Consider the following 22,249-nt stretch of genomic DNA (forward strand, 5'->3'; position numbering starts at 1 on the left):
GCTCCTCCTTTATCCTTCCCACACAAAACCTGATTTCACAATATTCACTTCGCCGTTAAAAACGGTTTTCGCTTCTTTGCGAAGATTGTCATGAACGCCGAAATGAGGCAAATGCGTCAGCAGCAGTTCTCGCGCTCCCGCTTCTTTTGCAATTCGCCCGGCTTCCAGGCTGTTCATATGGCCTGCGCTTGTCCCGTCTTGATCAGCATAAAAATTACATTCAGAGATCAATAAATCGGCATTTTCCGAAAATGGGATAAATGAATCCTGGTAGCTGGAATCAGCGGTATAAACGACAGTATGGCTGCCGTCAGTAATGCGCATGGCATAGCACGTCACCGGGTGAATCGTTTTTAAAAAGGTGATCGTAAACGGACCGGCAGTCAGCGGCTGGTTTGGCTGATAGGCAATCCCTTTCGTATGTGTTTTATATGTAAGCTTTTGAAACTGTTCTATATCAGCATCATGTCCGTAAATCGGGAGCGTATGCTCTCCTTTGCCGAGAAATGAACCGACCTGCTTGGCAAATTGCAGCGGCCCGATGTCTGCGCTATGGTCATGGTGGTAATGAGACAGAATCACCGCGTCCAGCTTTTCCGCCGGCACATAGTTAAACAGCTTGGATAATACGGCACTGCCGCAATCAACAAGCAAAGAGTGATCACCTGACTGAAACAAATAGCCCGACGTCGCTTCATTGGCGGCCGGAAAACCGCCATAGCATCCGATAACTGTAACTTTCATCATGTCCTCCTCTTTTCCCTAAAAAATTGATCCTCCTTCAATATACCCATTTTTCTTTAAAAAAGCATGTTTTAAACATTGTATCAAAACAGTTATTGATTTTTTCAATCTGTTATATTACAATGAAATCACTACAAAGGGGAAAGAGGGATTGGTTATGCTTGGGAAAATCACAGATTTTTTTAGAAACCTGCCTTCGAAAAAGTGCGCGGAATGCGGAAAAAAAATAGAAGAGCAGCATGAGTGTTATGGCAATACCTGCAATGACTGTATAAAAGTAAACGATTTATCATGAGGCGAAAATCCCGCGCAGCACGCGCGGGATTTTCTTTTAATTCATAATTCTTTATATCGAGATAATAGTCAGTTTAGGTCAAAGATCACCTGTTTTTAGAGAATTATGGTGATTACAGTCCCAGTTTACAATATTATTTATTTTCTAAATATAATTTACTATAGACGAATTCATTTCATATCTATTATAATTTGATCTAATAGTGAGATTAAATATATGTCGATTCATGATATATGTTGATACTTTGTTTTTTGGGAGGTAATCTATGAAAAGAATGAAGTTTGGATTAGCCACACAAATATTCGTTGGACTTATTCTAGGTGTCATTGCAGGCGTTATTTGGTACGGCAACCCAGCATTGCCTACTTACCTGCAGCCAGTCGGGGATCTCTTTTTACGATTAATCAAAATGATAGTGATTCCTATTGTTGTCTCCAGCTTAATCATCGGTGTAGCCGGAGCAGGAAATGGAAAGCAAGTTGGTAAATTAGGCTTCAGAACGATTCTGTACTTCGAAATCATTACGACTTTTGCCATCATTCTCGGACTCGCACTTGCAAACATCTTCCACCCGGGTACAGGAGTTAATATACACGAAGCTCAAAAATCAGACATCAGTCAATATGTCGAAACTGAAAAAGAGCAAAGTAATAAAACAGTAGCTGAAACGTTCTTACATATTGTACCGACAAACTTCTTCCAATCCTTGGTTGAAGGAGATCTTCTTGCCATCATTTGCTTTACGGTGCTATTTGCATTGGGTATTTCCGCGATCGGCGAAAGAGGAAAGCCTGTATTAGCCTTTTTTGAAGGTGTATCCCATGCCATGTTCCACGTTGTAAATCTCGTGATGAAAGTGGCTCCATTCGGTGTTTTCGCGCTTATCGGAGTGACTGTGTCTAAATTCGGGCTCGGTTCCCTTCTTTCTCTCGGAAAGCTTGTCGGATTGGTGTATGTCGCACTTGCTTTCTTCTTAATTGTCGTGTTTGGGATTGTCGCAAAAATTGCCGGCATCAACATTTTCAAATTCCTTGCTTACATGAAGGACGAAATCTTACTGGCGTTCAGTACGTCCAGCTCTGAAACCGTTCTTCCGCGCATCATGGAAAAAATGGAGAAAATCGGCTGCCCGAAAGGCATTGTGTCATTTGTCATTCCAATCGGATATACGTTTAACTTAGACGGTTCCGTTCTCTATCAATCGATTGCCGCGCTGTTTTTGGCACAGGTATACGGTATTGATTTGACGATTTGGCACCAAATTACGCTTGTCCTCGTCCTCATGGTCACATCTAAAGGGATGGCTGCCGTGCCCGGTACATCTTTTGTCGTCTTGCTGGCGACACTTGGCACGATCGGCGTTCCGGCTGAAGGACTTGCCTTTATTGCCGGCGTAGACCGGATCATGGACATGGCACGCACAGTTGTCAACCTGACTGGTAACGCACTAGCTGCCGTTGTGATGTCTAAATGGGAAGGCATGTTTAATCCTGCGAAAGCAGAAACCGTCATGTCCCAAGCAAAAACAGATCAAAACGCAACCATTTCCGGTTAATGAAAAGCCTGCGGGGTTCGTGCCCCGCAGGCTTTTTTAATCATGAACAAGCTTAAACAGCTCTGTAATCAAAACGGTATCCTCATTCAGCTCTAGTTCACCGTTTTGGATCAGCTCCGCCCACGCCATCAGATGGTCTTTCTGAAACTCCTCAATTCGCTCTTCATTTCCCTCTCCTTTGACTAACCTCATATCAGGCGCTCCAAAGGTCGTTTCAAATATATCTGTCACTTTTATATTGCATCTCGGATTGCCATCCTTATCATAAACGGTCACAAGCTGCCCCGCTGTTTGATACACTTCACTCAATTCATCTTTGGAATATAATGATTTCGGCGCGCACGTGGCTGTTTTTTCGCCGGTTAGGATTTGCTGAATCAGCTGTTCCCCCAAGCCGTCATCACCCTCCCAGCCAAATGTGCTTTTCAGCTCATAAATCTTCATTCGCCCTCCCCCTTACACCATTTCTGACTGTACATAGTAATACAGAAGCTTGGCCGTATGGCGAAGAGATGATTGATGAGTGCGTTCAAACGCATGCGAGGCGTCAATTCCCGGCCCGATCAGGCCATGTACAATATCATGCCCGGATTTAATCGCCGCTGACGCATCCGACCCATAGTATGGATAAATATCAAGCTTATAGTCGATATGATGCTTCTCGGCTAAATGGACTAAATGTTTTCTCAGCTGATAATGGTACGGCCCGCTCGCATCCTTCACACAGATGGATACTGTATATTCATCTGTCGCCTGTCCGTCACCGATAGCCCCCATGTCAACCGCCAAATATTCGACTGTTTCAGGAGGAATATTCGAGTTGCCGCCGTACCCAATTTCTTCATTATTTGAAATCAGAAAATGAGTTGTATACGGAAGCTCAATATCTTCTGTTTGAATGTGATGGATTAAGCGCAGCAATAAAGCAACGCTCGCTTTGTCATCCAAGTGGCGCGATTTAATAAATCCGCTTGATGTGATCTCGACGCGGGGATCAAACGACACAAAATCTCCCACGCCAATGCCGAGCTCTTCTGTATCTTTCCGGCAGTGAACAGGCTCATCCAGGCGGATCTCCATATTCTCTTGATTCCGTTCAGCTTTTCCTGCATCCTTGTAAACGTGTACAGACGTTTGATGCATTAAAATGGTGCCTGTATACGTTTTTCCCGAGGCGGTCTCAATTTGGCAATACTCCCCCTCAATCGAGTTGTAGCGGAAACCGCCGATCAAATCGATTGCCAGCCGGCCGTCAGCTTTAATTTCTTTCACCATGGCGCCGAGCGTGTCAACGTGCGCCGTCAGCATGCGGTGCCGGGATGTGTCGCGGCCTGGAAGGGTGGCAATTAAGCCGCCCTTATGATTCCGAACCGTTTCTACCTTCCATTCTCTTAAAAGGTTTTCAATATAATTGATCACCTCATATGTATTTCCTGTGGGACTTGGGATTGATACGAGTTCTTTAATGAGCTCCATCGTTTTACGTACGGACGTCATCGGGCATTCCTCCTTTTAGATTCTTATTTAAAATATACTCTTTTCCTGAGGGACCCGTCCAATCTTTTCCTATGAATCTCTCATATGCTGTAGAGAGCATGGGAATAGGAGGGATATCTATGTGCTGTCGTCATTCACATGAACGGAAACATCATTGTCACGATTGGTTTGATGCGTTTTGGTTCTTTGACGAGTGGTTCGATAAAGATTTCCACGGCCATTGCAAGAAAAAGAAAGAATGCCATGACCCTTGCGAGAAGAAGAAAAAGAAACACGATTGTTTCTCTTGTAAAAAACACAGACACTGTTGCTGCCATTGGTAAAGACTGAATCAGAAATATTCTGTTAACCCATGCTTCAGGTATATTTCTATCTGCATTTTTCCAAGCGGGCTTTGCTGCTGCTTGGACTTTTTATTGAAACAGCCTTTTTGCTTTCACGATCCAATAGACTGATACGGCAGCTATAAGAGCAATAATGATTTCAACAACAGCGGCATGTTCAATGATTCTTTTTTGGTATAAAACCGCCGGTACATTAAAGAGCGCATGGAAAAGGATAGAAAACAGCAAAAACTGCGGCCGGCGGCTTTTAACCGCATACAGGACAAGCAGGGACAACCCGATTTGGACAGCAATCGCACTGATTCTTTCTATTCCGCCCAGCAGCCATTCATACGAAGGCGTATGCAGCAGCTGTTCCTGAATCGGCAGAAGCGCCTGCTTGATATCATCATTGATGAAAAGCTGTTCAAATGTTCCGCTATTGATCGCAACTGCATAGACAATAAGTGAGATAGAGGACAAGCCTGTTATCAGTATGGCCTCAAGCCCGCCATGGCCTGCTCCGAAAGCCAGTCCATCCGCCCAAAAATAATGGCGCTTCATCAAAAAACGCATCATGATATACCTTCCGCATTCCTCAAAGATTCCGGCCATCAAGCAACCGTAAATGCCATACCACAATGGATTTCGCATAGCTTCTTTTGTCACTTCATTCACTTGTAGCACATAAACATGAACGCCGCCCTCCAACAGCTGAGCAAAAACAAAAAACGTGAGGGCGCCGATAAAAAACACCTTTAGCGAAGAGCCGTACTGACGCTTAAACCATACGATCAGTCCGATCGGCAACAAAAACGCAATAGCCCCCGATACTGCCATAAAGACTACTGCATCTTGACTGACCATTGTTCAGCCTCCTTTTTCTCATTTATAGATTCTTTATTTCACTTTTTCTCTTTTTTTACGGAAAATCCTCCTTTTTTAGTACCAGATACTAATATCTAGTGTTATAATCTGATCACAAGGAGTGATTCATATGTCAAAAGCAAACATTACAGCTATCGGCACCTATGCACCGAGCAGGCGCTTAACCAATGCTGACTTAGAAAAGATCGTTGACACGTCAGATGAATGGATTGTTCAGCGCACAGGAATGAGAGAACGCCGAATAGCCGATGAGCAGCAGTTCACCTCTGATTTATGCATCGAAGCGGTGAAGGATCTTAAGAGCCGTTATGAAGGGACACTTGATAATGTCGATATGATCCTCGTTGCCACAACAACATCTGACTATGCCTTCCCGAGCACGGCATGCCGCGTGCAGGAATATTTCGGCTGGGAACACACAGGCGCCCTGGATATTAATGCGACGTGCGCCGGGCTGACATACGGCCTTCATTTGGCTAATGGATTGATCACATCCGGCCTTCATCAAAAAATTCTCGTCATCGCCGGAGAAACACTATCAAAAGTAACAGGTTATACCGATCGAACGACATGCGTACTGTTTGGCGACGCGGCGGGTGCGCTGTTAGTTGAACGAGTTGAAGAAACGTCTGGGTTTCTTGCATCTGTCCAAGGAACAAGCGGGAACGGCAGAGATATCTTGTATCGTGCCGGGCTGCGGAATGAACTGAATGGAGTTCCACTTGCCGATTCCGGAAAAATGGTCCAAAATGGCCGTGAAGTGTATAAATGGGCAGTGAGAACCGTTCCCCACGAATTTGAACGCCTTTTGCAGCAGGCAGGTCTGACAAGCGGCGAGCTGGATTGGTTTGTCCCTCACAGCGCCAACTTGCGCATGATCGAATCAATTTGTGAAAAAACACCGTTCCCGATCGAAAAAACACTCACCAGTGTCGAATATTTCGGAAACACGTCTTCTGTTTCAATTGTTTTGGCACTTGATCTCGCAGTGAAAGCCGGTAAGCTGAAAAAAGATCAAACCGTGATGCTGTTTGGATTTGGCGGCGGATTAACCTATACAGGATTACTTGTCAAATGGGGCATGTAATAAAAAAAGAACTTGTTTCGAGGAAACAAGTTCTTTCAGATTGTAGACAAAGACCTAAAACGGTTTTCGTTTTAGGTCTTTGTCATCTTTTCAGCGTGATTGAAAACCCTTGAAGTCTAGGAAGGACGAGCATCGGAGCACAGCGAATGTTGGAATTCGTGAGCACCGACGCGCAGGACTGACAACGAATGCGAGGGTTTGTCGACACGCTGAAAGAACTTGTTTCGAGGAAACAAGTTCTTTTTCATTATGAAGCCGGCTGTTCTTCTGAAGTTTCTTCCTTCCGGCTTAACATGACAAAATAAGTAATGCTCAGCAAAATCATAACGAGGGCGATGCCGATTAAGACGCCGGCCATCTGCCACATGTAGCCAAAATCCCCGTTTGAAATGACCGCTCTGAATCCGTTAATGCTGTAGGTCATCGGCAATACGCCGTGAATGACTTGATAGAAATTCGGAAGCAATTCTAACGGGAAGGTTCCTCCGCTCGCTCCCAGCTGCAGCACTAAAATAATGACTGCGATAAATCGCCCCGGATTACCCATCGTTGTGGCCAAAAATTGAATCATTGCCAGGAATGCGAGACTCGTAATCATCGTAAACACGTAAAATCTCCACGTGCTCTCAACCTCGAGGCCGATTCCGAGCAAAAGAACCGTCGCCACAATGACCGATTGAATGATTCCAACGAGCATCATGACATTAAATTTGCTGAAGAACCACTCAAAGCCGTTTCTCGGACGTCCTGATGCTTCCTTCAGCGGGAAGACCACCGTGAGCATGATGCCGCCGACATACAAGCCCATAGACAGAATATAGGGTGTCAGCCCTGTACCGTAGTTAGGAACGGAATGAATGGCGTTGTCATCGGTTTTAACCGGATCAGCAAACATGCCGTATGTTTGATCGTCAGCATCGATATCACCTGTTTGATCTGCCGCGTCCTTCAGTTTACTAGACAGCTCTCCTGTGCCGTCCAACAGCTTGCCTAAACCTGTATCAAGAGATTCAGATCCGTCTGCGATTTTTGATGATCCGTTTTGGACTTGTTTAGAGCCGTCTAATAGTTTCAGCAAGCCGCCGGATACTTGGCTGCTTCCTGTCACCAATTGCTCTGAACCCGCTTTTGCTTTTGCAAACTGCTTATTATATTCACCAATACCGGCTGTCAGTTTATTTTGGCCATCTGTCAGCTGCTGTGAAGCCGTGTGTATCTTCTCAGCTCCCTCAGTTAATTTGTCAATCGCATCTTGAGTCGCTTTTGCGCCGTTATATAGCTTAGATGTAGCTTCCGGCATAGCTTTCAGCTGCGCCACCTGCGTTTTCACATCTTCCAGAGAGCTTTTCATCGCTGAGATGTCCGGCAGCTGATCAGTTGAAGGCATTTGGCTTAAGATTTGATCAAAATTAGGCGCATCCACCTGCGGAAGCTGTTTCTCAACAGAATGGATCAGCTGGCTTTTCTGTTCCGCTGTTAAAAAATCGCTTGAGTTGATGAGATTTTTAAATGCCTGATCACGGTTTTTCAAGCTGTTTTCAAAGTCGGTCAGCTGTTTATGGAATTCCTTCATCGCTGTTTCTGAATTTTCCAGGTTGTTCACTGCGGTTTCAAGCTTCGTTAAATCGAGCGCATTGATGATCTTTTCCGCTTTTGCTGCCTTCTCAGAACCTTCTTGGACTTTACTGTTGAGCTGATCCAGCCCGTTTGTGAGATTAGGCAACCCTTGCTGCACGTTTTGAAGGCCGCCAAGCAGTTCATTCATCTTGCCCGTCAGCTCGCCTGATCCTGCCGCAAGCTTCCCTGAGTTTTCATAAATCGTATTGCTGCTGTCCTGGAATTTTCCAAGCGAGCTGTCAAGCGATTGGATGCCGCTTGTCACCTGTGCCGCTCCATCTGCGAGCTGCGCCGTTTTATCACTGATGGTAGCGGTGCTTTCCTTCAGCTTCTCCAGATTTTCTTTCAGCTGGGCGCTTCCGTTTTTCGCATCCTTCGTGCCGTCATCAATTTTTTTCGCGCCGCTGCTCGCGTCGCTCAAACCTTTTGCTAGATCTTTAAAGTTATCAAAAATAACTTTCGTATATTGCTCGGTCACTTCTTTAGAAACAGAGGCTTTTAGTTTATCAATCGCTTTTTCACCGATCGTCGCCCCTACATAGTTCGAACCGGCATTCGTATGGTATTTCAGATCCAGCTTTTTCGGATTTTTGTCCAATACCGTGCTGGCATTCTTAGAGAAATCCTCGGGAATCTCGACAACCAAATAGTATTTTTGATTTAATAAGTCCTTTAACGATTGGTCGAGATCACTGGAAAAATGCCATTCAAAGTTGTCATTGTCCTTTAATTCTTCGACCAGATCATCACCAATTTGGAGTTTTTCTCCTTCATAGGTTGCCCCTTTGTCTTGGTTGACGACAACGACAGGGAGCTGGTCAACTGTGCCGTATGGGTCCCAATAAGCCTTTAAGAACACACCGCTGTAAATAAGCGGGACAAACAAAATGGCAATGATGGGAATTAATAATTTTTTACTCGTTACGATGTCTTTCCACTGACTTCGTATTGTGTTCATCCTGATGCCTCCATTCTAAAACTGACTCATCATAAAAAATGGTCATTTTCTTACAAAAAGAAAGGATTATCTAGTTGGCTGACAATCCTTTCACAACATACAATTCAAGCAGTTCCGCAATTGTCTGTTTATCAAGCGGGGGATGTTGTTTTTCCCAATCAAAAATGAGTGCGATATAAAGCTTCAGCATCACGAAAGCTGTCAGCTCAGGGTCGCATGGCTTGATTGCACCGCTTTTGATCCCGTTTTCTATCTTATCTTTCATATAAGAGAGAATACCCCGCTCCATTTTTTGGATTACATCCTGAACGGCCATTGTACCAATTTCAGCGTTTTCTTGGAAAATCTTGATCGTCAGCTGATGTGTTTTCCTGAATTCAAGAATAGCAAACAGCGCTCTGTGCACATTTTCATGGAACGGAAGATCCGGCTCCATCGCTTCGTCCGCTTTCTGCTTCATTTCCTTCAATAAAGTTGTGAAAATCTCGTCAAACAGCTCTTCTTTGTTTTTGAAAAAGGTATAAATGGTTCCCTTCCCCACATTCGCAAGCTTTGCCACTAGGTCCATTGTCGTCGCTTTATAACCGAACTGCGTGAAAGACTTTGTGGCAGCCTCTAAAATGAGCTTTTTTCGATCTATTGACATTGTCTATCACCTCGAAACTGACCATTTGAACATTTTAGTCATTAAGTACATATGCAAATGTATCATAACCCGCTGATCAATTCAATCATTTTTTACACAATATTGACATCGCCCGCCAAAAAACCCTCCGCCGCAGCGGAGGGTTTTAGCTGAATAAATAGGTGAGCGCGTCAGACACGGCGGCTTTTCCTTGATCGATGCAGTCTGGTATTCCGACACCTTCAAAAGAAGCACCTGTCATATAGACACCCGGATATGCGGTGGCCAGTTCTTCGCGAAGCTCTTTGATGCGCTGTTTATGGCCGACATGGTACTGCGGCATGCTTTCATGCCAGCGGGTGACACATGTCATTTCCGGCTCCCCATTTATGTTCATGACTTTCTTTAAGTCTTCTAACACAATGTTGATAATGTCGGTATCCGAGAGATCAACAATGGATTCGTCCCCGGCTTTCCCCACATAGGCCCGAAGCAGCGTTTTGCCTTCCGGCGCTGCGTGCGGCCATTTTTTGTTCGTCCACGTACAGGCTGTGATCGCGAAATCACTGTTTCTTGAAATCACAAAGCCCGTACCCTCATGCTCCATTTGGACGGCGCCTTCAGGGAAGCCCAAGGCGACATTTGCCACGGATGTGGAGTGCATATGTTTCAAATTGGAAATAGAAGAAAGCTCTGAAAGCATTCCTGCAGCCGCTTTATGCGGAGCAGTCACAATCACTGATTCAGCATCAAGTGTGACGCCGTTATCCAGCTCGAGCGAGTAGCCAGTGCCGCCGCGGCCGATCTTCATCACTTTTGTGCCTTTGACTATCTTCGTCAGCTTTAATTGCTTTTCGATCTCTTCGACAAGGGTCTGCAAACCGGTTGACAGGGTTTGAAACTGCCCTTGTTTTTTAGCCGTCAGCTGCTGGCCGGAGCCCTGAGGACGTGTTTTTTTCATGCCGAGAATCAAGCTTCTGTGCTTTTGTTCCGTCTCGTAAAATTGCGGGAATGTCGACATCAGGCTGAGCTTATCAATGTCGCCTGCATAGATGCCTGATAGAAGCGGCTCAATTAAATTCTCTACCACTTCATCCCCAACACGTCTGCGGAAAAATTCTCCCAATGACTGGTCGTCTTTTGATTTGCTGGCGGGCAAGATGAAATCCATCGCGGCTCTTGCCTTCCCAGACACAGAAAACAGGCCGGTTGAAACGAACGGCGCGATTTTTGTCGGTATCCCCATCACGGCGCCCTTCGGCATCGGATGCAGGGTGCGGTTTACAAGCACATAGGATTGTCCGGTTGCATTGTTGACAAGCAAATGTTCAAGCCCTAGATCTTTGACAAGCTGCGGAGCGCTTTTCTTTCGTTCCAGAAATGAGTCAGGCCCTCGTTCGATGATATAGCCGTCTTTGTTGACAGTCTGGATTTTCCCGCCGACTCTCGGACTCGCCTCAACAAGCGTCAGCTCAATCGGCAGATCTTTTTCTTTGATTTCTTTTTCCATATAGAAGGCGGCGGCTAAACCGGTAATGCCGCCGCCGATGATGACTACATGTTTTTTGCCGTCACTCATGTTCATCGCCTTCTTTAACGTCCTAATTTTTTTAATACAACTGTTGCTAAAGCATCAATAAATTCCGGCTTGGCATTCGGCATTTCCGGCCGGTAGTAGCTTGCGCCGATATCGTCAGTGACCACTTTGCATTCATAATCATTATCGTATAGCACTTCTAAATGGTCTGCCACAAATCCGACAGGGACATACACAAATGCCTGATATCCTTTTTGTTCGAATAAATCACGTGTTAAATCCTGTACATCAGGCCCGAGCCAAGGATCAGGCGTGTTCCCTTCGCTTTGCCAGCCGACAGCATATTCGGAAACGCCTGCGCCTTCAGCAATCAATTTCGCCGATTCATGAAGCTGATCCGGGTACGGGTCTCCAAATTCTTTGATTTTTTCCGGCAGACTGTGCGCGGATACGATAAGCATCGCGTTTTCTTTTTCATTCTCAGGCATTGAGGCATATGTTTCCTTCACTTGGTCAACCCAGTATTTCACGAACTTCGGTTCATCGTACCAGCTTTCAACAGACATAATTGTTAAGCCGCCAAGTTTTTCAGCTTCTTCTTTGGCACGTTTGTTGTAGGACTGCACGCTGAACGTGGAGAAATGCGGTGCCAGCACGATGCTGACCGCTTCTGTTATGCCGTCCTTATGCATCTCTGCCACAGCATCTTCAATAAACGGCTCGATATGCTTCAGTCCGATATACGCTTTAAACGTAATCTCGTCCTGAATCTCATTTAAGTGCTGTTCAAGCTGATGCGCTTGTTCTTCTGTGATTTTGGCAAGCGGTGAAATGCCGCCAATTGCTTCATATCTGTCTTTCAAATCTTGAAGCATCTCAGGTTCAGGCTTTCTGCCTCTTCTAATATGTGTATAATAACGTTCAATATCTTCTTCTTTATAAGGCGTGCCGTACGCCATAACGAGAAGCCCCATTTTCTTTCTACTCACTGTTTACACCCTCTTTAATTAATCTGCTACTAACATTTTGACAGGATATCATTCAGATACCAAAAGATACGCTTAGGAATATTGACTCGTTTTTTGGTTTTGTGAATATTTATGGACAAATGCTGTCAGTTTTTTCAAAACCTCAGGACTGACGTCAGGAAATACCCCGTGTCCAAGGTTGAAAATGAAACTGTCCGATTTCATGCCTTGATCCAGTATTTCCATCGTTTTCTTCTCAATAACTTCCCATGGCGCAAGCAAAATGGACGGGTCCAGATTGCCCTGCACTGTTTTCGTGATGCCTTTTGCTCTGGCTTCATCAATGCCGAGTCTCCAATCAAGCCCGACAACATCGAGAGGAAGGTCATGCCAATCCCCTGCCAGATGGCTGGCGCCGACACCAAACATGATCAGCGGCACATTCTCCTCTCGAAGATCTGAAAAGATCCGGCTCATCACGGGTTTGATGTATGTTCTGTAGTCCGCTTGATTCAGCGCGCCGACCCACGAATCAAAGATTTGAATCGCTTTTGCGCCTGCCTTAATCTGCGCTTTCACATACACGATGACCATATCGGCGAGCTTATTCATCAACAGGTTCCATGCATCTGGCATGCTGTACATGAAGGCTTTTGTTTTATTATAGTTTTTCGACGGACCGCCTTCGATCATGTAGCTGGCAAGCGTAAAAGGCGCACCTGAGAAACCGATGAGCGGGACGTTCAGCTGCTCATTGACAAGCAGTTTAATCGTCTCTAGCACGTACGGCACGTCCTGTTCCGGATCAATCTGGCCCAGTTTTTCAATGTCCGCCAGAGACTGGATCGGCTGATCAATCACAGGCCCGATCCCGTTTTTGATTTCAACATCCACTCCGATTGACGGCAGCGGCGTCATGATATCCTTATAAAGGATTGCGGCATCGACTCCGTATTGCTCAACCGGCAGTCTTGTGACATATGCACAAAGTTCGGGCTGATGGGTAATCTCGAACAATCCGTATTTTTCCTTCAGCTTACGGTACTCAGGCTGTGAGCGCCCTGCTTGTCTCATATACCATACAGGCGTGTGGTCCGCTTTTTCTCCCCGTGCAGCTTTTAAAAACGTTTCGTTAAACGTTTCTCGTTTACTCATCTGATTTCCACCTTTCATCCTGCAACCATACGTTCGTGTTTCTTGACCATTACACTATACCTCGTTTTGGGCAAATGGTATAGAAATGAGGCTCAAAGTTCAAAAAATCGCCGAATTCCAATTCCATTAAGAGGAAAACAATTTCGGCCGAACGTAATCGGTTCCTTCCCCTTCTCTTTTTGTCTGTGTATTATAAGGCACAATTTTATAAGAAGCGCCTGAAAACAAGTTGGCATAAGGGATTTCATAGCTGCCCTTTCCTTCAACTGAATCAAGAAGCGTCTCCGCGCCATCCTTATTAACATAAATTCTGTATACCGTCCGATCATCCTTTTGCGCATCCCATTTTAATTCAATGGTAAACAGCCCCGCGGCTTTGAATGTGTAATCCGCTGTCAATGTTTTGACAGGCTCCAGCTTAATCGGGCTTTCCAGTTCTTTGACGTTTTTAGGCTTCGTAAATACTTCACCGGTTTCTCCAGCTTGTGTCAAAATATCTTTATACAATCTCGTCGGATACGCGCTCCCGCCTTTTAAATAATGGTCATGGTCCGTTTTGTCATAGCCCATCCAGACAGCCCCGGTTCGTTTCGGCGTATAGCCGGCAAACCAGGCATCCTTCGTCGCGCCGGAGACACCTGTATAAGAAGTAGAACCTGTTTTCCCCGCCAGGTCGCCGTGATAAGTTCCTGACGTAGCCGTTCCCTCTTTGACCACCTGCTGCAGCATTCTCGTCATATTCCAGGAGGTCTGCTTGCTGAATACCCGCTTTCCTTCTTCTTTATGGTCAGCTATCGTTTCTCCGTCTTCATCCTCTATGCTGGAAATAAAATACGGCTCAGTATACATTCCATTCGCGGCAAACGTATGAAACGCACCGGCAAGCTGGAGCGGTGAAACGCCTTTTTGCAAACCGCCGAGTGCAAGGGCAAGCCCTTCATCAGGGATATCGATGCCATTTGCTTTCAAATAAGATTTTCCCGTTTCGACTCCGATCTCATGCAGCGTCCAGACAGCCGGCGCGTTTTTGCTGTATGTGATGGCGTCAGACATGGTCACTTCGCCCTCATACCGGCTGTCATAGTTTTTCGGCGTATAATCTCCGTATGATTGCAGCTCATCCTTCAATAGAGAATATGGCTTGAATTTCTTTTCCTGCATCGCAGGTCCGTATACCGCAAGCGGCTTAAATGTGGAACCCGGCTGGCGTGCAGCTGTGACGCGGTTATATCCTTTGGATGTGTATTCCCTTCCGCCGATCGCCGCTTCCACACCGCCTGTCTTATTATTGATAAAGACGGCGCTTCCTTCAGCATTCTGGTCTGTTCCGGGATAATAGTTTCCCTGCTTCATCACCTGATAAGCCGTCTTCTGAAGCTTCGAATCAAGCGGCACCTTGATCGTGTATCCGCCTTGAAGAAGCTGCTCTCCGGAAATCGAATACTTGTCCTCCGCTTCTTCAATCACCAGATCAATATAGCTGTCAAACCAAGGGGTTTCCGACTGTTTCTTCACGTTCAGTCCGAGCGTCCGGCCCTGCGCGCTGACAGCCTCTTTCGCACTGATGTAGCCTTGGTCATTCATCATGCCGAGAATTGTATCACGCCGCTCCTTGCTTTTATCAGGGTGCAAAACAGGAGAATACGTGGAAGGCGCCTTCGGAATAGCCGCCAACACCGCGCCTTCGGATACAGTTAAATCTTGTACTTCTTTATTGAAGTAATAATGGGACGCCGCTTGTATGCCGTAGACCCCATGCCCGAAGTAGAGCTGGTTCAAATACATTTCCAGCAGCTTGTCCTTGCTGTAATCCCGTTCAAGATTGATCGCAATGATCACTTCTTTTGTTTTTCTTAAAAACGTTTTGTCGTGTGTCAGAAAAATATTTTTGGCAAGCTGCTGGGTGATCGTGCTTCCGCCTTCCACCTTTCCGCCTGCTAGGATATCGCGGTACACCGCCCTTCCGACAGATTTCGCATCAATGCCGTGATGCTCATAAAACCTTTTATCCTCAACAGCGATAAACGCTTCTCTGACCTGCTCCGGAATCTCATTGATCGAGACCGGCTCACGATTTTCTGTATACAGGCTGGCAACCTCAACTCCGTCTTGATCGACAATTTTTGAAGAGGCATGAAGAATCAGCTTCTTTTCATCTATAACATAATGCCCGAGAAAAATAATTGAAATATATCCTATTAAAGCGAGAAAAGCAGTTAACACTAAAATAATCATGGGTATAAATAGTTTCTTTTTCTTCACCTTAAACATGAACTCACCTCGCCTTTCTAAAAGGTAGTATGGGAAAAATTGTTTGGAATTATGTTCAAAGCACTCGCCAATAGAAACTTATACCATTGTTTTGATATACTAGCAAGCAGGAGGTGGCTTGTATGAAGGTATATATTACATATGGGACAGCCGATTTTTTAAAAACGATCGTAAAGAATCATCCCTCGGAACATATCCTTTTGATGCAGGGGCAGGAAAACGCGATTTTGATCCACGAAACAAACGGAGATACCGTTTTTCAGGCTCCCCATGCTTATGAAGTGATTGACAAAGCCGGCGAGATGAAAAACCCGGGTTTTGCCGTCTTGAACAATATTGCTGTCACTCAGGAAGGGCGTCCGCTGTTTGAAAACAGATTTAAAAACAGAGCGGGAAAAGTCGAAAATGAGCCCGGTTTTGAAGCAATTCGTGTGCTCCGTCCGCTTGACAGTGATACGTACGTCATTCTGACCTTGTGGGAAACAGAAAGAGCCTTTCAGGACTGGCAACAGTCAGGCTCATACAAAGAAGCCCACAAAAAACGCGGCACGTCTGCCGGTATTGACACAACGTCGATCTTCTCCCGGCCTTCGTATGTCACCACATATTTCGCTGTCGAATAGCTGCCGGCATGTCCGGCAGCTTTTTTATTGGGAGGAAAGCAAAATGAACTATACTTGCCCAGTCTGCGGCTTTCATGGACTGACTGAACCGGCATATGATAAGCAAGGGCATCATTCTTATGAAATTTGCCCATGCTGCGGTTTCCAGTTCGGATTTGACGATTATGAGATGCAGCGGGAGGATGGTTCCTATTTAGAGCCATCGGAAAGCATCATCGCCTACAGAAAGAATTGGCTTGCTGATGGCGCCGTAATTTTTTCTCCTGATAGCTTTCCGAAGCATCAGCAAAAAGCGAATAGAGTGTTAAAACAGCAGTTGCTTGAGCAGCTCAAACAAATCAATGTTCATGATCTCCCCTCATAACCCCGCCTTCTGTCCCGCACCTTCCGCCCGCCTATGAATAATCTGTAGGAAGCGGAAGGAGTGATCAATGATGGAAGTCGGGATTTTGCCTGTCCACGTTCTTTATGTGATTTTTATCGGGGCGATTATCCTATTTATGCTGCTGCGGAAAGATACGACCTTTATTTCCTTATTCGGCATATTTATGATATCGCTATGGTCCAGCCATTCACTTTCAGCTTCTGTCAGCAGTTTATTCCATAGCCTTATCTACGCGGCCGGTGAACTGCTGCCCACGATTTTCATCATTTGTTTTATCGTCTCGATGAGTGATTTGTTAACAAAAACAGGGATAAATAAAGCGATGATCTCCCCTTTTGCAAGCCTTGTGAAAGGACCTGTAACAGCCTACTGGCTGATTGGCAGCCTAATGTTCACCATTTCTCTCTTCTTCTGGCCCTCTCCGGGTGTCGCTTTAATCGGCGCCGTCCTGCTCCCGGCGGCAGCCCGTGCCGGGTTGCCGCCAATCGCCGCCGCCATGGCCATAAATTTATTCGGGCACGGTTTTGCTCTGTCCGGAGACTTTGTCATTCAGGCGGCACCGAAGCTGACAGCCGATGCGGCAGGCATTCCAGTCGGTGATGTCATCTCAGCGAGTATTCCCCTTGTGCTGATTATGGGCGTGACCACTACAACTGCAGCTTTTATCATGATTCAGCGCGAACGCAAAAAACAGCTGGGTCCGACTTCTATTTCCCCCGGACGTTCCGAAGAACAAGACACCTCGATGTACTTGCCAAAACGTCTGCGGTCCATATTGGCTTTTTTGATTCCGCTTGTCTTTCTTGGCGATATCGCCTGCATGCTTCTGGTTGACTTGCAGGGAAATGAGGCGACCGCGTTAATCGGCGGGACTGCGATCTGCATCCTCCTGACCGTCCATTTTCTCGTGTATAAACAACAAGGGCTTGAAAAAATCACCGGTTATTTTATTGATGGGTTCCAGTTCGGCTTTAAGGTTTTCGGTCCCGTCATTCCGATTGCCGCTTTCTTTTACCTTGGCGACTCAGGCTTTGAAAGCATACTGGGCACTGCACTCCCTACAAGTTCCCACGGTATTGTCAATGATCTCGGTTATGCTTTGTCCCACATGATGCCTATGTCAAAGGAGCTTGCCGCTGTTGCTTTAACTGCCGTTGGAGCAATAACCGGTCTCGACGGATCAGGGTTTTCAGGCATTTCTCTAGCCGGCTCTATCGCCAGCCTCTTTTCGTCCGCTCTTCATGCTGATCCAGCCATTCTGACAGCACTCGGACAAATATCTGCCATCTGGGTGGGCGGCGGAACACTGGTCCCATGGGCGCTGATTCCCGCCGCGGCCATTTGCAAAGTTGATCCTTTTGAGCTTGCCAGAAAAAACTTCATTCCCGTCGCAATTGGCCTTTCAGTGACAACCATCGCAGCCATTGCATTGCTTTGAAACCAAGTTGAAATATTCAGACTTTTTCTATACAATCATGGAAAAGCAGAAAAAGGGGGAAGCGGTTTTGTCTATATCCACACTGCAGAAAGAAATAAACAAACAGCTCGACGGCTGTTTTGAAGAAATGGTCGAGATCAGGCGCCATTTTCATATGTATCCTGAGCTCTCGTTTCAAGAAGAAAAAACCGCCGCATTTATTGCGTCCTATTATGAATCATTAGGAGTCCCGATCCGTACGAACGTTGGCGGCAGAGGGGTTTTGGCATATGTAGAAGGAAGCGAACCCGGCCCTACCGTGGCGTTGCGGGCCGACTTTGACGCCCTTCCCATTCAAGATGAAAAAGATGTTCCTTACGCCTCCAAAGTGCCAGGTGTCATGCATGCATGCGGCCATGACGGCCATACGGCGGCTCTTCTCGCAGTGGCGAAGGTCCTTCACCAAAATAGGCATGAGCTGAAGGGAACATTTGTGATGATCCACCAGCATGCGGAAGAATATCATCCGGGAGGCGCAAAGCCAATGATTGATGACGGCTGTCTCGACAACGCGGATGTGATATTCGGCACGCATCTTTGGGCGACTGAGAAGCTCGGAACCATTCTCTGCCGCCCCGGCGCCGTGATGGCGGCGGCAGACCGATTTACGATCAACATTTATGGGAAGGGCGGCCATGGCGCTCACCCGCAAGATACAAAAGACGCCGTCCTGATCGGCTCGCAGATTGTTTCCTCTTTGCAGCACATTGTCAGCCGCAAAGTCAATCCGATTCAGTCCGCCGTCATTTCGGTTGGCTCTTTCATCGCCGACAATCCGTTTAATGTTATCGCAGACCAAGCAACACTCATCGGCACAGCGCGTTCGTTTGACGACAATGTCCGCAGCATGCTGGAGAAAGAAATTGAAGCCGTTGTTAAAGGGGTGTGCAGCATGCACGGCGCGTCCTATGAGTACAATTATGAACGAGGCTATCCGGCAGTTGTGAACCATCCTGCCGAAACGAGCCACCTAGCCAACATCGCCAAAAACATAGAGGGCGTTCAGCAGGTCATTGACGGTGAACCGCAAATGGGTGGTGAGGATTTTGCTTATTACTTACAAAACGTCAAAGGGACTTTTTTCTTTACAGGAGCCGCCCCTGAACAGCCGGAGCGCGTCTATTCCCATCATCATCCGAATTTCGATATCAATGAAAAAGCAATGCTAACAGCAGCAAAGGTGCTTGCAGGTGCCGCGATCACCTATTATAAGCTATAAAAAAACAGCCGGCTTGTTTAGTCTCCGGCTGTTTCCTTTATCATTCTCAGATGAAAAACGTGTCTTGCCGTCTCCCCAAGCTGAGAAAGCAGCTTATAATTGGCAATTCCGCCGACTGCCGCACCTACTCCGGGCAAAAGCTGCAAAAGCTTTATGACGTCGATATAATCGCGATATTCCTGCTGAAACACTCTCCAGTCGATACTTTTTTTCTCCGTCTCCCAATTGTCGATGACAGCAAACAGCGATTTGCGGCAGTCATCACTCGAAAACGCAAGCTGAAACACAAGAAGCAAAAACATTCTTTCCTGTGCATCCTTCACATCAAAGCCGTAAATGGAGGATAAGGTAAATAAACACTTCATCTTAATAGAAAGCAGCAGCGGAAAATCGGCCATCCCTAAAAAAATACCGCCCGCACCGGTGCCGACCCCCTCAGCAGCCGCCACTTTTTGATAGGAAGCAATCGTTTTTTTCGCCAGTTCATTTTTTTCACTGAGCGAAAGTGCGCTTGTATCCTTCTTATAGGTAATGATATTGGAGCCGGCCATCGTCGCTTCTACCATTTTTTTCACACTCTCGGTAACGACCGTATGGATTTTTTCAGGAATCCGCTCATTCACCTTCGTTTGTATACGCTTCGAAAAGCGCTCAAACATGGAATCCTTACGCAAAAAATGCATTTTCCATTGAAGGGCTTCCTGGATCAGAAGCTGATTGTCTGTCATTCGACTACCCCTTTTTATACTCACAGCTTTCCATGTTTTTTCAGTCTAGTTGTCATATAAGACGGCAGGATAACAAAGATCAGGATGGCAGAACCGATCAGCGCGTACAGAAAACCTGTCAAGCCGGCAGCGTAGGCAGAAGCCGCAGACATTAGCAGCGCTTGTACGCTAAGTGCTGTTTTCAATAAAGAGAAATAGCTTTTCCGCTTCGTTTCTTTTTTCACAGGGTAAAGCTCTTGAAGCGCCAAATGGTCAAAATGGCCGAACAGCGGCAGAAGCTGAACACCCGTAATGAAAATGGCAAACACAATCAGAACACCTGCTATGAGCGGGCTTGCCGATACATACATAATGATCAGCGCGAAAATGACCGTCAATCTGACGAGGATGCCCAAATAATCACTTGAACGCAAAAAAGCGCGGGTGAACATGTAGGCAAACGTTTTGCGCTGTTCAAACGGCACGAGACGCAGCAAAAAGTCGAGATACGCCCTGCGTTTCGCTTGCTTTCGTAAATGCGGCACATCAGTGAACAGGTTGGCAATCCGATAGAATCGCTGTTTCCGTTTCAATTCGGACTCAATATGGCTCTCCCATTTAAACGTTTTCTGTTTTGCTGCCGAAGACATATACAGATATAGAGCTGCCATAATGACATAAACCACAAGCGCATACATATAAACAGACTGGAAAACGAAATAAAGAACAAGTGTATTCGCCGCAAAGCGAATGATGACATCCATCCGTTTCATGCCTCGGTCATTTTGGAAGGTCGCACGCCATTCCATCACCTGATTCCACGCTTTCAGCAGCAAAAGCTGGACGAAGACTGCCGCATACGATGCGAGCGAAGCCCCCGGTGCGACAGCGAAATAAAGCGGCATCGCAACGATGCTCAGTGCAATCAGCGGAAACAGCTGAGACACATAACTATAAACAAACGCCTGCTTCAAGTAAGGCTCCATTTTGGATTCCAGCGGCAATAAGAAGACAAGGTCAGCCTCCTTTAAAAGCGTCCGTACATAAGAGCTCGTCAACACGAGCGAAAACAGCACGGCCAGCACCCAGAAGGACGGGAATTGAGCAGGAATGTCCCGTATCCATTTGCTGTACCAGCTTGCGGCGCCAGCTAGAAAAAAGATCAAAACAATGACCAAGTGATCATTGAGCATATATTTCATATACATCCTTGTTTCTTTCATATGCTCCTGCAGCCGCGACTGCCAAATATCTAGCATATTATTCATGGCCAGCGTCTTCCTTCGTAAGCTCAAGGTACAAATCGTCCAGCGCCGCGTCCTTCATTCCAAACTGCTCTCTCAGTTCGGACAGCGTGCCGCGCGCCCGCACCTCGCCGTTATGTAAAATAATAAACGAATCGCAATAGCGCTCAGCCGTTGCCAAAATATGTGTTGACATCAGGACGCTTGCCCCGCTTTTTTTCGCTTCATTCATCCGCTCAAGCAGCGCGTTTATCGCAAGCGGATCAAGCCCTAGAAAAGGCTCATCGATGATGTAGAGCGCAGGCTCTGCCAAAAATGCGCACATGATCATCACCTTCTGCTTCATTCCTTTAGAGAAATGAGCCGGGAACCACTTCAGCCTCTTTTCCATTCGGAATTCCTTTAAAAGCGGCGGCAGCCTTTTCTCCATTGTTTCTTTTGAGATACCGTATGCCATGGCTGTTAATTCAAGATGTTCCATTAGCGTCAGCTCTTCATATAAAACGGGTGTTTCAGGTATATAAGTGAATTGTGAACGGTAGCCTTCCGGATCCTCAGCAAAGGTTTTCCCATTTAATTCGATTGATCCTTTATGCGGGTCCATCAGCCCGATGATATGTCTGATTGTTGTACTTTTGCCAGCACCGTTCAGCCCGATTAAGCCGACAATTTGATTTGGTTCAAGGGTAAATGATACACGTTTCAAAACCGGATTTCTTGTATATCCGCCGGTTAAGTCTTTTACCGATAGCAGAGACATAATTTCTCCCCTTATATTGTTTTTCTTCATAGTACCAAAAACAAAGCCTGATTTGAAACAATTCCCTTTTTACAAATCGTGAATTTGCTGTCATAAAGAGACAGGTTTCTGGACATGATAATAGTTGTAGAGGAAAAGCATATCAACTGAAAAATGAGGTGTTTGTCAAAGACGTCTTAGATACAGTTGGATAGAAAATAAACATGTCCAATGCTCAAACCATTTCTCTTCACTGAACTTGATGAATTCTTCTATGAAGCAAATTGTCAAATGAGGTGTTTATCGCAGGAATCGTTAAGCATTAACAAGTCTTC

The 22,249-nt window shown here is 46.0% G+C and carries 21 protein-coding genes; 8 read left to right on the top strand and 13 right to left on the bottom strand.

All coding sequences use genetic code 11. The features are described from left to right. Positions 1-9: 9 nt before the first annotated feature. Positions 10-744, bottom strand: coding sequence for an MBL fold metallo-hydrolase (locus tag BV11031_RS12950; protein ID WP_010329273.1), 735 nt, complete (start codon positions 742-744; stop codon positions 10-12). 157 nt (positions 745-901) lie between these two features. Between BV11031_RS12950 and yhfH the strand changes: the two genes are divergently transcribed. Together yhfH and gltT are read left to right on the top strand one after the other, a co-directional pair. Continuing rightward, entirely contained in the window at positions 902-1,039 is a 138-nt protein-coding gene (yhfH, locus tag BV11031_RS12955; protein WP_010329272.1) for a protein YhfH, read from the top strand. Positions 1,040-1,304: 265 nt separating this feature from the next. Next, entirely contained in the window at positions 1,305-2,594 is a 1,290-nt protein-coding gene (gene gltT, locus BV11031_RS12960; protein ID WP_010329271.1) for a glutamate/proton symporter GltT, read from the top strand. Between the two features lie 36 nt (positions 2,595-2,630). On the opposite strand, the gene BV11031_RS12965 is transcribed toward gltT, so the two are convergent. Together BV11031_RS12965 and BV11031_RS12970 are read right to left on the bottom strand one after the other, a co-directional pair. Next, positions 2,631-3,038, bottom strand: a complete 408-nt coding sequence (locus BV11031_RS12965) for an ASCH domain-containing protein (protein ID WP_010329270.1) — start codon at positions 3,036-3,038, stop codon at positions 2,631-2,633. 12 nt (positions 3,039-3,050) lie between these two features. Beyond that, positions 3,051-4,091: a M42 family metallopeptidase gene (locus tag BV11031_RS12970; RefSeq protein WP_010329269.1), complete on the bottom strand. Its 1,041-nt coding sequence runs from the start codon at positions 4,089-4,091 to the stop codon at positions 3,051-3,053. Positions 4,092-4,229: 138 nt separating this feature from the next. Here BV11031_RS12970 and BV11031_RS12975 point away from each other — a divergent pair, with 138 nt between their 5' ends. Then, the gene (locus BV11031_RS12975; protein ID WP_026014476.1) at positions 4,230-4,421 is read left to right on the top strand and encodes a hypothetical protein; all 192 of its coding nucleotides are present in this window, start codon (positions 4,230-4,232) and stop codon (positions 4,419-4,421) included. Positions 4,422-4,504: 83 nt separating this feature from the next. On the opposite strand, the gene BV11031_RS12980 is transcribed toward BV11031_RS12975, so the two are convergent. Next, on the bottom strand, positions 4,505-5,281 hold the full coding sequence (locus BV11031_RS12980) for a YhfC family intramembrane metalloprotease (protein ID WP_010329267.1): 777 nt from the start codon (positions 5,279-5,281) through the stop codon (positions 4,505-4,507). Positions 5,282-5,411: 130 nt separating this feature from the next. Here BV11031_RS12980 and fabHB point away from each other — a divergent pair, with 130 nt between their 5' ends. Next, positions 5,412-6,389, top strand: a complete 978-nt coding sequence (gene fabHB, locus BV11031_RS12985) for a beta-ketoacyl-ACP synthase III FabHB (RefSeq protein WP_010329266.1) — start codon at positions 5,412-5,414, stop codon at positions 6,387-6,389. A 247-nt stretch (positions 6,390-6,636) separates the two neighbouring features. Here fabHB and BV11031_RS12990 read toward each other — a convergent pair whose 3' ends face one another. From BV11031_RS12990 to BV11031_RS13015, 6 genes are all read right to left on the bottom strand, one after another. After that, positions 6,637-8,964, bottom strand: coding sequence for a YhgE/Pip family protein (locus BV11031_RS12990; protein ID WP_010329265.1), 2,328 nt, complete (start codon positions 8,962-8,964; stop codon positions 6,637-6,639). A gap of 70 nt (positions 8,965-9,034) precedes the next feature. Beyond that, positions 9,035-9,610 (bottom strand): TetR/AcrR family transcriptional regulator, encoded by a 576-nt coding sequence (locus tag BV11031_RS12995; RefSeq protein WP_010329264.1) that lies wholly within the window; start codon positions 9,608-9,610, stop codon positions 9,035-9,037. 145 nt (positions 9,611-9,755) lie between these two features. Then, positions 9,756-11,168, bottom strand: coding sequence for a protoporphyrinogen oxidase (gene hemY / locus BV11031_RS13000; RefSeq protein WP_010329263.1), 1,413 nt, complete (start codon positions 11,166-11,168; stop codon positions 9,756-9,758). 14 nt (positions 11,169-11,182) lie between these two features. Further along, a complete protein-coding gene (gene hemH, locus BV11031_RS13005; RefSeq protein ID WP_010329262.1) occupies positions 11,183-12,115 on the bottom strand; it encodes a ferrochelatase in 933 nt (310 codons plus the stop codon). 72 nt (positions 12,116-12,187) lie between these two features. Next, on the bottom strand, positions 12,188-13,249 hold the full coding sequence (gene hemE, locus BV11031_RS13010) for a uroporphyrinogen decarboxylase (RefSeq protein WP_010329261.1): 1,062 nt from the start codon (positions 13,247-13,249) through the stop codon (positions 12,188-12,190). Positions 13,250-13,375: 126 nt separating this feature from the next. After that, a complete protein-coding gene (locus BV11031_RS13015; protein WP_010329260.1) occupies positions 13,376-15,520 on the bottom strand; it encodes a transglycosylase domain-containing protein in 2,145 nt (714 codons plus the stop codon). Between the two features lie 122 nt (positions 15,521-15,642). On the opposite strand from BV11031_RS13015, the gene hmoB reads away from it, so the two are divergent. The 4 genes from hmoB to BV11031_RS13035 all read left to right on the top strand — a co-directional run bounded on the left by hmoB (position 15,643) and on the right by BV11031_RS13035 (position 19,224). Continuing rightward, positions 15,643-16,143 carry a heme-degrading oxygenase HmoB gene (gene hmoB, locus BV11031_RS13020; protein WP_010329259.1) on the top strand — a complete coding sequence of 167 codons (501 nt, stop codon included), beginning with the start codon at positions 15,643-15,645 and terminating at the stop codon, positions 16,141-16,143. A 43-nt stretch (positions 16,144-16,186) separates the two neighbouring features. Then, on the top strand, positions 16,187-16,507 hold the full coding sequence (locus BV11031_RS13025; RefSeq protein ID WP_010329258.1) for a hypothetical protein: 321 nt from the start codon (positions 16,187-16,189) through the stop codon (positions 16,505-16,507). Between the two features lie 67 nt (positions 16,508-16,574). Beyond that, positions 16,575-17,966, top strand: a complete 1,392-nt coding sequence (locus BV11031_RS13030; RefSeq protein ID WP_082246325.1) for a hypothetical protein — start codon at positions 16,575-16,577, stop codon at positions 17,964-17,966. Positions 17,967-18,033: 67 nt separating this feature from the next. After that, on the top strand, positions 18,034-19,224 hold the full coding sequence (locus BV11031_RS13035) for a M20 family metallopeptidase (RefSeq protein WP_010329256.1): 1,191 nt from the start codon (positions 18,034-18,036) through the stop codon (positions 19,222-19,224). Between the two features lie 17 nt (positions 19,225-19,241). On the opposite strand, the gene BV11031_RS13040 is transcribed toward BV11031_RS13035, so the two are convergent. Genes BV11031_RS13040 through ecsA form a run of 3 tightly spaced genes read right to left on the bottom strand, consistent with a single transcriptional unit; the run spans position 19,242 to position 21,935 of the window. Then, the gene (locus BV11031_RS13040; protein ID WP_010329255.1) at positions 19,242-19,952 is read right to left on the bottom strand and encodes an EcsC family protein; all 711 of its coding nucleotides are present in this window, start codon (positions 19,950-19,952) and stop codon (positions 19,242-19,244) included. A gap of 20 nt (positions 19,953-19,972) precedes the next feature. Next, positions 19,973-21,199, bottom strand: a complete 1,227-nt coding sequence (locus BV11031_RS13045; RefSeq protein WP_010329254.1) for an ABC transporter permease — start codon at positions 21,197-21,199, stop codon at positions 19,973-19,975. Beyond that, a complete protein-coding gene (gene ecsA / locus BV11031_RS13050; protein WP_010329253.1) occupies positions 21,192-21,935 on the bottom strand; it encodes an ABC transporter ATP-binding protein EcsA in 744 nt (247 codons plus the stop codon). Before ecsA ends, BV11031_RS13045 begins: the two co-directional genes overlap by 8 nt. Positions 21,936-22,249: the final 314 nt, after the last annotated feature.

The sequence above is a fragment of the Bacillus vallismortis genome, from assembly GCF_004116955.1.
GTDB classification, from domain to species: domain Bacteria; phylum Bacillota; class Bacilli; order Bacillales; family Bacillaceae; genus Bacillus; species Bacillus vallismortis.

What these genes read in the sequence shown, in the direction of transcription:
- BV11031_RS12950 (WP_010329273.1), bottom strand. Translation starts at nt 744, where the DNA reads ATGAAAGTTACAGTTATCGGATGCTATGGCGGTTTTCCGGCCGCCAAT.
- yhfH (WP_010329272.1), top strand. Translation starts at nt 902, where the DNA reads ATGCTTGGGAAAATCACAGATTTTTTTAGAAACCTGCCTTCGAAAAAG.
- gltT (WP_010329271.1), top strand. Translation starts at nt 1,305, where the DNA reads ATGAAAAGAATGAAGTTTGGATTAGCCACACAAATATTCGTTGGACTT.
- BV11031_RS12965 (WP_010329270.1), bottom strand. Translation starts at nt 3,038, where the DNA reads ATGAAGATTTATGAGCTGAAAAGCACATTTGGCTGGGAGGGTGATGAC.
- BV11031_RS12970 (WP_010329269.1), bottom strand. Translation starts at nt 4,091, where the DNA reads ATGACGTCCGTACGTAAAACGATGGAGCTCATTAAAGAACTCGTATCA.
- BV11031_RS12975 (WP_026014476.1), top strand. Translation starts at nt 4,230, where the DNA reads ATGAACGGAAACATCATTGTCACGATTGGTTTGATGCGTTTTGGTTCT.
- BV11031_RS12980 (WP_010329267.1), bottom strand. Translation starts at nt 5,281, where the DNA reads ATGGTCAGTCAAGATGCAGTAGTCTTTATGGCAGTATCGGGGGCTATT.
- fabHB (WP_010329266.1), top strand. Translation starts at nt 5,412, where the DNA reads ATGTCAAAAGCAAACATTACAGCTATCGGCACCTATGCACCGAGCAGG.
- BV11031_RS12990 (WP_010329265.1), bottom strand. Translation starts at nt 8,964, where the DNA reads ATGAACACAATACGAAGTCAGTGGAAAGACATCGTAACGAGTAAAAAA.
- BV11031_RS12995 (WP_010329264.1), bottom strand. Translation starts at nt 9,610, where the DNA reads ATGTCAATAGATCGAAAAAAGCTCATTTTAGAGGCTGCCACAAAGTCT.
- hemY (WP_010329263.1), bottom strand. Translation starts at nt 11,168, where the DNA reads ATGAGTGACGGCAAAAAACATGTAGTCATCATCGGCGGCGGCATTACC.
- hemE (WP_010329261.1), bottom strand. Translation starts at nt 13,249, where the DNA reads ATGAGTAAACGAGAAACGTTTAACGAAACGTTTTTAAAAGCTGCACGG.
- BV11031_RS13015 (WP_010329260.1), bottom strand. Translation starts at nt 15,520, where the DNA reads ATGTTTAAGGTGAAGAAAAAGAAACTATTTATACCCATGATTATTTTA.
- hmoB (WP_010329259.1), top strand. Translation starts at nt 15,643, where the DNA reads ATGAAGGTATATATTACATATGGGACAGCCGATTTTTTAAAAACGATC.
- BV11031_RS13025 (WP_010329258.1), top strand. Translation starts at nt 16,187, where the DNA reads ATGAACTATACTTGCCCAGTCTGCGGCTTTCATGGACTGACTGAACCG.
- BV11031_RS13030 (WP_082246325.1), top strand. Translation starts at nt 16,575, where the DNA reads ATGATGGAAGTCGGGATTTTGCCTGTCCACGTTCTTTATGTGATTTTT.
- BV11031_RS13040 (WP_010329255.1), bottom strand. Translation starts at nt 19,952, where the DNA reads ATGACAGACAATCAGCTTCTGATCCAGGAAGCCCTTCAATGGAAAATG.
- BV11031_RS13045 (WP_010329254.1), bottom strand. Translation starts at nt 21,199, where the DNA reads ATGAATAATATGCTAGATATTTGGCAGTCGCGGCTGCAGGAGCATATG.
- ecsA (WP_010329253.1), bottom strand. Translation starts at nt 21,935, where the DNA reads ATGTCTCTGCTATCGGTAAAAGACTTAACCGGCGGATATACAAGAAAT.